The following is a 12,489-nucleotide window of genomic DNA, read 5'->3' as shown; positions in this document are numbered from 1 at the left end:
TAACGAACAGATAAAAACGGGAACTATGAGCCGATCTACACCAATTATCCATAAAACACGAACTCAAGTCGTTGTTGAGGTGCTTAGGGAAAAAATTCTTTCTGGTGATATCGCTGCCGGTGAACCCCTTAGACAAAGTGCACTAGCCGATGAATTAAATGTCAGCCGTATCCCGGTTCGTGAAGCGCTATTGCAACTTGAAGCCGAAGGTTTAGTCAAATTTGAGCCCCATAAAGGTGCTACAGCCACCGAACTTTCTGTCGAGCAAGTCACAGAGTTATTTGAGCTGAGAGCCCTGATTGAAACCGATCTACTGGCTAAAGCGATTCCCAATTTACAAGATGAGCATCTGCTTCAGGCTGAAAAAGTACTCGATGAACTCGAGTCGGCATTCAAACAAGAAGACGCTGTAGCGAGTTGGAGCGAACTCAATACACAATTTCATACCTGCCTGTATCAGGCTGCTGATCGTCCACACACGCTAGAAGTGGTTCACGGACTCAATACCAATTGCGATCGTTATATCCGTTTACAGCTTTTGCTTGCTGGGGGAATACCCCGTGCTGAACAAGATCACCGAGATCTGCTGACCTATTGTAGAAACAAAGATACAGACAAGGCTATCGAGCTTTTACGCGCACATATTTTGCATGCAGCCGAAGCAATACGTGATCTCGTCGCTCAGCAAGTGGAATGAGTCACGGTTGTTAAGCTTAAGATGCACTAAGCTGAGTTAATTTTGTTAGATGAGGCAGAGCTCAGGTTCTGCCTTTTTATTTGAGAGAAAGCACATGCAGTACGCCACGATTACAGGTTGGGGAAAATGCGTTCCACCAGCCACATTAACGAACCATGACCTATCCACTTTCATCGAAACCTCAGACGAGTGGATCAAATCACGTACCGGCATTAGCCAACGTCATATTAGTCACGTGAACACCTCAGAGCTGGCTTCAGTTGCTGCGCAGCATGCACTTGCCGCTGCGGGCATAGAGGGTAGCGAGCTGGATATGATTATTCTTGCTACTGCCAGTCCAGATACCTTGATCCCGAATATTGCCTCTACGGTTCAAGCCAATGTAGGCGCGACCTGTGCTGCTTTTGATATCAATGCCGCATGCAGTGGCTTCTTATATGGCGTAGGCCTGGCGAGTTCTCAGATCAAGAGTGGTCAGTGCAAGAAGGTACTGGTTATCGGTGCCGAGCGCTTGTCATTCTATTTAGATTGGTCACGTCGTGATACCGCCGTGCTGTTCGGTGATGGTGCGGGTGCCGTCGTGTTGGAAGCAACAGATGAAGAAATCGGCGTTTTAGGCTACGAGCTAAGCAACGATCCTGCCGGACGCGATATACTCAAATCAACCTTTGGTACGGCAATGGACAGGTTTGAAGCTTCATCATTGGACTTCTATATTGAGTTTAATGGTCAAGAGATCTTCAAACGTGCTATCGCCGGCATGGGTAAGTTAAGCACTAAGGTACTCGAGAAGTGCGAAATATCTAAAGATGATATCGATTGGGTTATTCCTCATCAGGCCAACGAGCGTATTATCGATACCCTCATCAACCGCATGAAGATCCCGAAAGAGAAGGCCATAGTAAACATAGCTAACTATGGTAATACCTCGGCGGCAACTATCCCTATCGCCATCTGTGATGCTTTAGCACAAGGCAAGATTAAGCCTGGTCAGACGATTTTATCTTGTGCCTTCGGCGCAGGACTCACCTCGGCGGCTGCATTAATCAAATGGGGTGACAGGGTCACGCCTATTAACGAGAGTTATGCCGAGCTTCCCCCTTGTGATAAGACAGGTATCGAACTGGTCAGCAAAGCCGTTAAGCACTTCTGTGGCTAACCGCTAACTTAGCGATCAATAAGCTTCAACGAAAAACACCAGCCTAGGCTGGTGTTTTTGTACAGGGATGTACTTATCCCCGGACACTATGGATGGTGTTAGAGGGGGTTTGTACAAGGCTTCCTTACCTGAAAAGTTATCCCCGGACACTATGGATGGTGTTAGAGGGGGTTTGTACAAGGCTTCCTTACCTGAAAAGTTATCCCCGGACACCATGGTCTCAGCGGTTCCCTACAGCTATAGACATTTCCTCCATCCCTAGAGGTCAGATGGTGCTAGAAGGGGATCAACCGACATCTAGCTCCTAGTTTCCTAGCTCCCGAATCTAATGCCTAGTGAAATGAAGCCTAGTTATAGCCGCGCACATAGTTCCAGGTCACATCGTCGCTCATGTTAGCCTCGATATTATAAGCTTGATATTCTTTCTTACTGGCACTCATCACTGAAAACTCTCCAAAGCCTTCTATCTGGTCATTCAGGTGATTATTTTGATCGTTCTTTAAGATTATTTTTTTTGAATTATTCATAATACATCCTTTATATACCTATATATTTTTCCCACGAAGTCAGCTTGAGGAAGATTTAGCGTTCGCTCTTATACCAATAGATATTAGGTACTAAATAATTCCAACTGATAAAATAATTAGACAGTAAATTCATCTGTTGTTAAATATCTAACATTAAAACTTGAGTTTGAAGACAATAAAACTTAAGTGTTAGTCACAACGAGTGTCTAATCAACAATACATCATAGTATAAAATATTCAACAGTCTATTTTAAGTAGTCTGTAATGGGGAAGGTGATCGAGTGACCCTCTAGGGTCTAGAGAGAATAAGCATAGGCAGATATGAATGAGCAGGAAGGAGAATCGCTAATGGCAGTGGCTAGTTACCAGCACCATTAGCTTTTTACTATTAACGGTTACACTAATGTATTAAACACCAATCTCACCGCCATCATTTTTGCGTATGATCACAGTGGCAGAACGAGGCCTAACAAGCAGCCCCTCAGGGGTCTCAGCAGTGGCATCCATACTATAAGGCCAGTTTCCAGGATGCTGAACATTCAAGAAGCAGTTCTTCTGATCTGGTGTGAAAGTGAGACCCGTGATCTCACAGCCATTTGGCCCGACGAAGAAACGTCGCAATTCGTTTTGATTATCAGTATGGATTATATCGGCTTCGCCACTGGCATCGACCAGATTAGTCGGAATAACCGCCAGCATCTGATCGTTAGTCTTGTCTTTAACTTCCATCGCCCCGCTATTATCGGTTTGTACCCAAAGAATGCCCCGAGCATCGAATGCCAAGCCGTCGGGACAGGCAAATTCATTAGACTCTGTCAGACCAGATAGATTGATATCATCCGCACCATCTGAGGGTGCGCCGAATACAAATATATCCCAGCTAAACTCATTACTATCTTGGCTATCGTTCCAGCGAATGATATGACCGAACTTGTTATCCACCCTAGGGTTGGCCACATTCACTTCATCACGCTTGGTATTATTTGTCAGAGTCAGATAGACGGTGCCGCTGATTGGGTCTACGGTTGTCCACTCGGGACGATCCATAGGAGTTGCACCAACTAAGTCTGCCGCACCAGCCGTATTGAGAATAATCTCAGCCAGAGAGCCGAAATGATCACCCAGAGTACCGCCAGTTTTAGTTTCACCCTCTAAGGTTAGCGCCAGCCAATGGCCTACACCATCTTCACTGAAGCGCGCCACATACAGGGTGCCTTTATCCATGTACTTAGCACCGACAGTTAATCTATCGCTGCGATCTGCATCGGCAGGATCCCACAAGGCTTCCGAGACAAATTTGTAGATATACTCGAAGCGAGCATCATGCCCCGAGTAAAAAGCAATTGGCTTGCCCTCTTCCACCTTGCCATAAGCACAGCCTTCATGGCGAAAACGTCCCAGTGCGGTACGCTTAACGGCGACAGACTGAGGATCGTGAGGGTCTATCTCGACGATAAAGCCGTAACCATTGGCTTCATTTCGATAATCTTCCCGCGAGTTATTCCCTATTGGCGTAATATTGAAGCGGGCAAACTCACTTTCTTGCTCACTTTCATCTCCGGCAAGATCTTCCCAGCCATAACGACCACCACTGGTTGAAATGCCAATTCTTTGTTGTTGCTCAGTTAACTCACCCTTGTTGACGAAATAACCAGGCCAATTTTCTTCACAGGTCAGGTAAGTGCCCCAAGGAGTGAAACCATTGCCACAATTATTAGATGTGCCTCGGGTGCGCTCGCCCGTTGGAGAGAAAGGTGTAACGAGTTCAGCGTGTCCAGATAAAGGTCCTGCAATCATCATTTCTGATGCTGCAGTAAATCGGCGGTTGTGCTCATCGTTTTTAATGACTTGCCAACTGCCATCAATAAGCTGAACGCGAACAACACTTATCCCGTGGGCATTGATCTCTTTTCTGATCTCTTCGACGCTATTTCTTAGACCTGAGGTAGGATCGACACTCGCTCCATTCGGGTGCAGTGCAGCTTGCTGAATATACTCGTGATTAATACACAACAAACCATCTGTAGACGATTCATTTAGCGGGTAAAAGTACATGCCATCATGATTCTGACCGACCGAGTTAGCTTGATCTAATGCAGTATTACTGCCATCACTCTGCCACTCCTGAGCCATATCGTTGAGCGGTGTCCCCCAAGGGGCCAGTACCTGAGCCGAGTATCCATTCGCAATCATGACACTGTCTTTCTTGGCACCTGCGATGGAGTCGAAGCCTAATTTAAGTTCTGGTATTGGATCAGGCTTAGTATCACTGCTGCTAAAACAGCCCGTGAGGCCTATTCCACTAAAGAGTGAAAAACCCGCTGCGCCTAAACCGGTTTTTAGCATGCTTCTTCTTGAGATGTGCTTATCTAAGACCTCAGAAAAGGCTTCATTATTGCTTTTGTTATACACATTTCCATCGTGGGTTGCTTTACTCATAATATCCTCAGTACGACTAATTGCTGACATATTCTGAGCTGAACTCTAATGAGGATAGATGACACTAACATGACGGAAAGAAAACAGATTTATGACGTAAAAATAAGTATGCGCTCTCTTAGTGAGCTTAATAATATGAATTCAGCTTGCAGAGCGCTTAGGCTGTAGACAAAAAATGCCGACCTTGTGGGTCGACATTACATTCAACTAAATATTATTAGCCGCTTTGCTACAAGATAGAGACAGGTAAAACCAATATCGGCTTTAGCTAACCTTAACTAACCTTAGCTAACTTAATACCATTACGTTTAGCTATCACCTCGGCCATGATAGAAATTGCAATCTCCACAGGCGTTTTACTGCCTATGTCCAAGCCTATGGGCGCATGCAAGCGTGAGATATCCTGCTCGCTGTATTCACCGATACGCTTTAAGCGTTCTATTCGCGTCGCCGTGGTGCGTTTGGAGCCCATGGCACCGATATAGAATGCATCAGACTCCAGCGCCGCCATCAAGCCTAAATCATCCACCCTAGGGTCATGTGCTAAAGCAAGAACCACAGAGCAGGAGTTAACATTTTGCTCGACAAATTGATCAGGTGATTGCCAGCTCACATCCACCCCACCATTAACTGAAGCATATTGCCAATCACCGGCAAGATCTTTGCGAATATCACATATCTTGACCGTGTAACCAGCAAGGCGTGCCAGTTGAGCCAGATGCTGACTCACCAGGCTTATCCCCAACAACAAGACATTCCAGGCTTGAGCGTAATGCAATGATACTGATTTATCTTCCACTGACACGGCTTGGTTTGAACATTGACCTTCTGCTTCAATTTGGCTCAAACCTGACTCCAGGTTAACCCGGCGACAATAGCTCAGACACGATTGCTCGGCCTTAAGCCAAACCGACAGCTGATTGATCGAATCTGGGCTCGGCGTCAGCTTCTCTATGAGCAGACGGATAGTGCCACCGCAAGGAAGCTCGAATACACTGCCCTCTTCGTTATGGTGTTTGCCATAGTCAAATAAGCAGGCAGGTCCGGTAAACTCACCTTGATTAATCATCTTAAGGAATGCCTCTTCGAGACATCCCCCAGAGATAGAGCCCGCGCGAGACTGACCGTCGGTCGCAAACAAGGACCCTATGGGTCTTGGTGCAGACCCATAGGTACTCACAACTGTGCAGAGCCATACCTGACGGTGATCAATAAGCCAATCAGATACGGTCTCTAATACCGAGATATCAGTGAGCTGCATCGGCAATGCTGTCCTCTATCTTATCCACCCAGCCCTGGACCTGAGACTCAGTTAAATCCGATGACTGCTTCGTCCATACCTTACGAATGTAGTTAGTCAGCTCGGTTAACTGCTTCACATTCAATGTGTCACGATAAGACGGCATGGCATAAAAACCATGAGTATGACTGTATCTCTGCTCCTCTACGCCATTGAGCATCACAGACAGGGTATTGATTGGCACCACCTTGTCTATGGTGGCATTAGCAATCAATGCAGGGCTCACATTGGGCTTTCCTTCACCATTGATGCCATGACAACCGGCGCAATACCCACTGTAAAGCTTATATCCTGGATCTGATTTATCGTGGCCATTGAAGGTATCACTCTTAGCCGTGACTTCAGCGTCATTATCCAATAAGTAACTGGTCACAGCCGACATATCATCCTCGGTTAGGTGACTAAAACTGTGGAAGACAACGGGATACATGCCGGCAAACACAGTGCCTTTTCTCGAGTAACCTTTACGTAGCACATCGTCAAGGTCTTGCTTAGTCCAACCCTGACGGTTTAACTCTTTCGGGGTAATGTCGGACGCTTCAGCGCCACCAATAAGCTCACCTTCAAAATGCCTGGACTGATCCATAGCAAACATGACATCTCTTGGAGTATGACACTCACCGCAATGGCCTAGGCCATTGACGATGTAGCTGCCTCGATTCCACTTCTCGCTCTTATCAGCATCAGCCTCGAAGACCTTTGAGTCGTGATTCACCAAGTTCCAGGCCTTAAGCCCAAAACGAATATTGGTTGGGAACATCAGGTCATTGTCCCTGTTTTTCTGTTTCACCGGCTTAGTGCTCAAAAAATAGCGGTACAGGGCCTCGATATCTTGGTCCATCAGCAGATGATAAGAAGTGTAAGGCATGGCAGGATAGAGATTCCCCTTAGGTGCTACACCGCCCCGCATCGCATCGGTAAAATCTTCCAAGCTGTAATGGCCTATACCAAACTCTTCATCTGAGCTGATATTGGTGGAATACACTATGCCAAAAGGAGTCGTAAATGGCAGACCGCCACCATTGGCCTGGCCCTCATCTATGGTATGACAGGCGGTACAGTCGCCAAGTTTCGCAAGATACTTGCCCTGCTCGACCAACTCATCCTGCGCGGCATTGACTGTCAGAGGCAAGGCCAGAAACAGCGCCGATAATGTAAATGCATTTAAATTGATCTTCATGAGCGTGTGAGTCCTTCTGTCGATAAGATTAACTCTTTCACCGCTTTGTAGTATTTAACATACCCAGTGCAGCGACAGACGTGATCGCCTAAGGCTTTCTCGATTACGGTTTCAATCTCACTCACACGAATTGGCATCAGCTTTAATCGCTCAACCAAGACAGTCGTCTCATTGACGAAACCTGAGGTACACCAACCGCACTGGAAGGAGAAGTTCTCGATAAAGGTTTCCTGCACCGGAGACAGCTTAATGATCTCACCAAATTCATTCTCCTTGGCGTGACCTTCGATAGTTCTGATCTTCTTGCCATTAAATCTCGACACACCATTGATACAGGTACGCACGGATTCACTGGAGCCATCTTCGTTATCGACGATCACAGTACAGGCATGACAGACACCCACACCACAACCGAATTTGGTCCCTGTCATATTCAGATGCTCATGAAGAAATTCAATCATCATGATATCGTCACTGGTCTCAATTGGACCTATGGCTTTGTTGTTAATACTCAGTGCAATAGTGCTCATGATAATGCCTTCTTAATCTCTTTCTTACTGATAGGTAGATGATAGAAACGCGTCCCTATAGCCTGATAAACCGCTTCCACGATGGCCGGAACGATAGGGATCATCACCACTTCCGCCATGCCTTTGGTCGGATCTGACTCCGACAACGGCGGCAATATGGTATGGGTTAAATTCCACACACCCACATGCTTAGCCAGCGGAACCTGATAACGGTTGAGGTTCCAGGTGCCGTTACCCGCGCCCTCTTCACCCAATGGCAGGTACTCATGCAGCACATGGCCCAGCCCCATCACCAGGCCGCCTTCTATCTGGCCTTCGACTAATTTCTCGACAATTACCCGACCACATTCCAGCCAAGTATGGGTGGCCAATACTTCGACCTCACCGCTGCCTTCTTGCACGGCTATTTCACATAGGGTGGCGCACGGTGCATAGTAAGTCACCATGGCATGATTCATAGCCGTCGCTGGGTAGCTCACTTGGGTTCTATCGAGTAAGTGATAGCCGCTCTTGGCCATCAAGGCTTGCTTACTTTCACTGGCACCACTGCCGTATTGAAGGGCTAAGGCATCGATGGATAACTTGTTACTCTTGCCTTCGATGACAAATTCACTCTCGGCCCAAGACCAACGGTTAAATGCGTGAACCATCACCCCGGTCACGAGTCCCATGGTGTGGGCTTTATGAGCAAGAATATCGATAGACAGTGGTGGGTAACCTGCCGCCGTTAACTTACCGTCAACCCAATGGGCATTGTTAACATCGGTAAAGTCAGGAGCCGCGTGGTCATTATTGAAAAATTGGGTTCGCCAGATCTCAATTGCCGCGGGCCATAAGCCTTGTTCGAAAACAATTTTGGCGGCAATACTTGTGGTGTGACTCTGAAAATATGAAGATTGAGACGCCGAAGAGGCCATCGCGATAGACGGCGTCCAGCGAGGATCTTTCTGCATCTCATCTTGCTTATCTTGCGAGATAAAATAGGGAGAGTCGGTCTCTTTGAGCTTCATCACATCCCAAAGCGTCACTTCACCGAGGAATACCTCATCGGCCATATTACCCAAATACTGCTGAACGAGCGTGCCTTGGGAGGTGTCTGTGCCGGTTCCCATCTCCATCGAAGCGAGACGGATAATAATCTTGCCTTCTTTAGTGATAGAAACTTGGGTCGAAGGTGCATTAGCCCCGGTGCCATAATCTTTGGTGACTATGCCAAAGCCTACACCGTATTTTTTGCCTGGATTTTTCGCTTCAAACTGCTGTTTTTTCTGTTCGCGGTTAACCCAGATATCGTGCTTTTGCGCCAGCTCCAACATCTCCTGATAACGCAGCGCCCCATTGGGAATAGCACCCTGGGTGTTACGATAGCCTGGCTGCATGAGATTGGCGAGCCTGAGCTTGAAGGGGTCAACATTGAGTTTCTCTGCCGACTCGTTGACCATCATCTCCATAGATGACATAGACTGTAAGGTGCCATAACCTCGCATCGAACCACAGTCCGGATTTTGCGATGGATGCGCCACGGCGGTGATGTCATTTTGCGGCAGATAATACACACCTTGCAGTGCACTGGCACCCACCATAGTCACAGAGCCGGTAAAGTTTAAGCGTCCACCACCATCAATCACCATGTCCGAGATTAATGTCTTAAATTTAAGGGTTTTCTTATCGATGGCCAGCTTATGGTGCATCTTAAACGGATGGCGTTTCAGCCCCGATTGGAATTGCTCAAATCTATCGTTGGCGATATGCACAGGTTTGTCAGTGAGCAGAGATGCCATCAGGCCATAATAAGGAAATATGGAATGATCTTTTGCACCGAAGCCGCCGCCAATAAAGGGAGAATGCACCACTAGCTTAGTGATCTGACCTTTATATTGGCTGTGTTCAATCATCTCACCGGCTTGCAGATAAAAATCATGGGGAGATTGAATAGTGAGCACTGTGTGTAGAGTGCCACTGGCACGATCGAACCAGCCATTGAACGCCTCAGGCTCCATCATCATGGGCTCGATAGACTGAGTCTGATAATCTTGCTCGAAGATAAACCAGTCTTCTTCGTCCATCTGTTTCGCCATTGCATTAGCATAATAGATAGCGCGCTGATCCGTTGAACCGGATTTATCACCATCTGTAGGCCAGACCGCCTGATGATCGACATAATTAGGGAAAAACAGACCATCACTCAAGGTGCTGTAATTATCCACGCCATTGGCACCATTTTGCCCTTCAGAGCGAACGATACGCCAACTGGCTAAGGGATCTTTGCTCTCACTGGTTAATGGCGTTTTCTCACCATAAATAACGGCGCTATCGCTAAACTGCAATCTGGTCTTAGCGGCTTTAAAAGAAGCAAAGTTATTGAATATCAGCAGGGCAACGGCGTGACCTAAGTAATCAGGCGTTTGACCTTTAGCTAGCAGCATCTTATCGCCGAAAAAGCCCGGCAATTTAATGCCCGCATCTTTAAGCGTTGCAGAGGTAATGATCAGGCTTGGCTTGGCACTTTCCGGAATAGCGGAAAGATCTATGCCTTCAAAGCGGTGATCCGCTTTATTAGCACGTAAAATAAAGCCATAGTGCTGAATATCTGGCCAGCCATCCATGTCCATGGCGCGATAATCGCGACCATAAATCTTCTGCCCGGTGACTTTGGCGACACCATCTAGGCGAAACTTAGGCTTACCCGTCCCTTTCCACTGCTCCATCAACTCATCAGAAATCATTGCCGCGTTCGCCTTGCCTGCGTTAAACAGCATAGGCGCGCTGTAGACGGCGACTCCGCCCACCACACATTGTTTGATAAACGAGCGACGCGAAAGATCGAATCTAGACATAGTCTTTCCTTTTGTATTGATTTTGTTCAGGCATGCCTAATCCATCGAATGAACTGTAAGTAGTAAATTCAAAAAAGTCTTTAATCGGAAAAGTTCATCATGAAGCTGACGGTTAATTTTCTATAGGATTGGCATAGTAAATATTCGTGCTTAACGTTAGAGATCTAAGTTAGAAAACGTCGAATACCAAGTAAGTATATTGATATAAATCACATTTACCAGTAAAAACACGACATGAAATAGGCGTGATTAACTCAATAAGAATAGGCGATATCTATTGAGTATTGATTTAAATCAATTTTTTAAGGTTCAGTTAATAAAAGATATTGTAAATTTTATTGCAATAAAAAATGCCAGTCATCTCTGACTGGCATTTATCGATTAACACTTAGACTAACAATTAGGCAGAAGCTCTTAGATGCTGGCTAAAATCTTAGACACTGTATCCTTAGCATCGCCAAACAGCATCTCAGTGTTCTCTTTGAAGAATAGCGGGTTCTGGACCCCGGCATAGCCGGTCGCCATAGAGCGCTTGAAAACCACCACGTTATCGGCGTTCCACACTTCGAGTACTGGCATACCGGCAATCGGACTGCCAGGTTCTTTCGCGGCAGGATTTACAGTATCGTTAGCACCAATAACCAGCACCACATCCGTATTGGCGAAGTCATCATTGATCTCGTCCATCTCCATCACTATGTCATAGGGCAGTTTTGCTTCGGCCAACAAGACATTCATGTGACCAGGAAGACGACCCGCGACAGGATGGATGGCAAAACGAACTTTCACACCTAGATCACGCAGTTTCTTGGTTATTTCAGCCACTGGATATTGAGCCTGTGCCACCGCCATGCCATAACCTGGGGCTATGATGACTGTGCGCGCATTCTTGAGCATCTCAGCCACATCTTCAGCCTGAGTTTCACGATGCTCACCTTGCTCACCATCGCCAATAACCACAGTACCACCTTCGGCACCGAAACCACCTAAAATCACCGAGATGAATGAGCGGTTCATCGCCTTACACATGATGTAGGACAGGATGGCGCCCGAACTACCCACTAGGGCACCGGTTATGATCAAGAGATCGTTACCTAACATGAAACCAGCTGAAGCCGCGGCCCAACCCGAATATGAGTTAAGCATGGAGACAACCACTGGCATATCCGCGCCACCAATGGCCGATACCAAGTTATAACCAAATACAAACGAGATAGCCGTCATGATAACCAAAGCAGCTATGGCATCGGTTTGCATGTAATAAATACCAAGAGCAACAGAGGCAACTAACATGGCAAGGTTAAGCCAATGAGCACCAGGAAGAGCTTTAGGGGTACTCTTCACCAAGCCACGAAGTTTGGCAAAGGCGACGATTGAGCCGGTAAAGGTGACACCACCGATAAAGATCCCCAGGAAGACCTCCACATCGTGGATAATCTTAGCCACTGGATCAATTTGCCCCGTGATAGCATCCATCAAAGCGCCGTGATCTATGGTGCTCGAGAAACCCACTAACACTGCCGCCAGACCCACGAAACTGTGTAAGATAGCCACAAGTTCTGGCATCTCGGTCATCTCGACTTTTAACGCTAAACGGATACCAATCACGGCACCGATAGCCATGGCGCCGGTAATGATCCAGCTATTACCGTCAATTTGAGTACTGGCTAGGGTCGCCACTATGGCGATGGCCATGCCGATCATACCCAAGAAGTTACCGCGTTGTGCGGTTTCTTGTTTACTTAAGCCTGCGAGGCTAAAGATAAACAAGACTGCTGCAATAAGATAGGCAGCACTTAATAATCCTATAGACATATCAA

At 46.8% G+C, this 12,489-nt stretch carries 9 protein-coding genes; 2 read left to right on the top strand and 7 right to left on the bottom strand.

The features are described 5' to 3' along the window. Positions 1-25: 25 nt before the first annotated feature. Entirely contained in the window at positions 26-697 is a 672-nt protein-coding gene (locus FM037_RS11245) for a GntR family transcriptional regulator (protein WP_144046076.1), read from the top strand. Between the two features lie 94 nt (positions 698-791). After that, positions 792-1,856 (top strand): ketoacyl-ACP synthase III, encoded by a 1,065-nt coding sequence (locus tag FM037_RS11240; protein ID WP_144046075.1) that lies wholly within the window; start codon positions 792-794, stop codon positions 1,854-1,856. A 347-nt stretch (positions 1,857-2,203) separates the two neighbouring features. On the opposite strand, the gene FM037_RS11235 is transcribed toward FM037_RS11240, so the two are convergent. The 7 genes from FM037_RS11235 to pntB all read right to left on the bottom strand — a co-directional run bounded on the left by FM037_RS11235 (position 2,204) and on the right by pntB (position 12,484). Further along, a complete protein-coding gene (locus tag FM037_RS11235) occupies positions 2,204-2,383 on the bottom strand; it encodes a hypothetical protein (protein ID WP_144046074.1) in 180 nt (59 codons plus the stop codon). A gap of 408 nt (positions 2,384-2,791) precedes the next feature. After that, positions 2,792-4,822: a PhoX family protein gene (locus FM037_RS11230; protein WP_144046073.1), complete on the bottom strand. Its 2,031-nt coding sequence runs from the start codon at positions 4,820-4,822 to the stop codon at positions 2,792-2,794. Between the two features lie 274 nt (positions 4,823-5,096). Next, entirely contained in the window at positions 5,097-6,083 is a 987-nt protein-coding gene (locus FM037_RS11225) for an XdhC family protein (protein ID WP_144046072.1), read from the bottom strand. Continuing rightward, positions 6,070-7,302: a c-type cytochrome gene (locus FM037_RS11220; RefSeq protein ID WP_144046071.1), complete on the bottom strand. Its 1,233-nt coding sequence runs from the start codon at positions 7,300-7,302 to the stop codon at positions 6,070-6,072. The genes FM037_RS11225 and FM037_RS11220 overlap by 14 nt, the downstream gene beginning before the upstream one ends. Continuing rightward, positions 7,299-7,832: a (2Fe-2S)-binding protein gene (locus FM037_RS11215; protein ID WP_152831367.1), complete on the bottom strand. Its 534-nt coding sequence runs from the start codon at positions 7,830-7,832 to the stop codon at positions 7,299-7,301. The genes FM037_RS11220 and FM037_RS11215 overlap by 4 nt, the downstream gene beginning before the upstream one ends. After that, complete coding sequence (locus FM037_RS11210) at positions 7,829-10,669, bottom strand: xanthine dehydrogenase family protein molybdopterin-binding subunit (protein ID WP_144046069.1); 2,841 nt, start codon at positions 10,667-10,669, stop codon at positions 7,829-7,831. Before FM037_RS11210 ends, FM037_RS11215 begins: the two co-directional genes overlap by 4 nt. Before the next feature lie 414 nt (positions 10,670-11,083). Further along, on the bottom strand, positions 11,084-12,484 hold the full coding sequence (gene pntB / locus FM037_RS11205; protein WP_144046068.1) for a Re/Si-specific NAD(P)(+) transhydrogenase subunit beta: 1,401 nt from the start codon (positions 12,482-12,484) through the stop codon (positions 11,084-11,086). Positions 12,485-12,489 lie beyond the last annotated feature (5 nt).

Origin of the sequence: Shewanella psychropiezotolerans (genome assembly GCF_007197555.1) — a bacterium.
Taxonomy (GTDB): domain Bacteria; phylum Pseudomonadota; class Gammaproteobacteria; order Enterobacterales; family Shewanellaceae; genus Shewanella; species Shewanella psychropiezotolerans.
Note: the sequence above shows the minus strand (reverse complement) of the source record. Positions and strands in the feature narration are given on the sequence as shown.

What these genes read in the sequence shown, in the direction of transcription:
- FM037_RS11225 (WP_144046072.1), bottom strand. Translation starts at nt 6,083, where the DNA reads ATGCAGCTCACTGATATCTCGGTATTAGAGACCGTATCTGATTGGCTT.
- FM037_RS11210 (WP_144046069.1), bottom strand. Translation starts at nt 10,669, where the DNA reads ATGTCTAGATTCGATCTTTCGCGTCGCTCGTTTATCAAACAATGTGTG.
- pntB (WP_144046068.1), bottom strand. Translation starts at nt 12,484, where the DNA reads ATGTCTATAGGATTATTAAGTGCTGCCTATCTTATTGCAGCAGTCTTG.
- FM037_RS11235 (WP_144046074.1), bottom strand. Translation starts at nt 2,383, where the DNA reads ATGAATAATTCAAAAAAAATAATCTTAAAGAACGATCAAAATAATCAC.
- FM037_RS11230 (WP_144046073.1), bottom strand. Translation starts at nt 4,822, where the DNA reads ATGAGTAAAGCAACCCACGATGGAAATGTGTATAACAAAAGCAATAAT.
- FM037_RS11215 (WP_152831367.1), bottom strand. Translation starts at nt 7,832, where the DNA reads ATGAGCACTATTGCACTGAGTATTAACAACAAAGCCATAGGTCCAATT.
- FM037_RS11240 (WP_144046075.1), top strand. Translation starts at nt 792, where the DNA reads ATGCAGTACGCCACGATTACAGGTTGGGGAAAATGCGTTCCACCAGCC.
- FM037_RS11220 (WP_144046071.1), bottom strand. Translation starts at nt 7,302, where the DNA reads ATGAAGATCAATTTAAATGCATTTACATTATCGGCGCTGTTTCTGGCC.
- FM037_RS11245 (WP_144046076.1), top strand. Translation starts at nt 26, where the DNA reads ATGAGCCGATCTACACCAATTATCCATAAAACACGAACTCAAGTCGTT.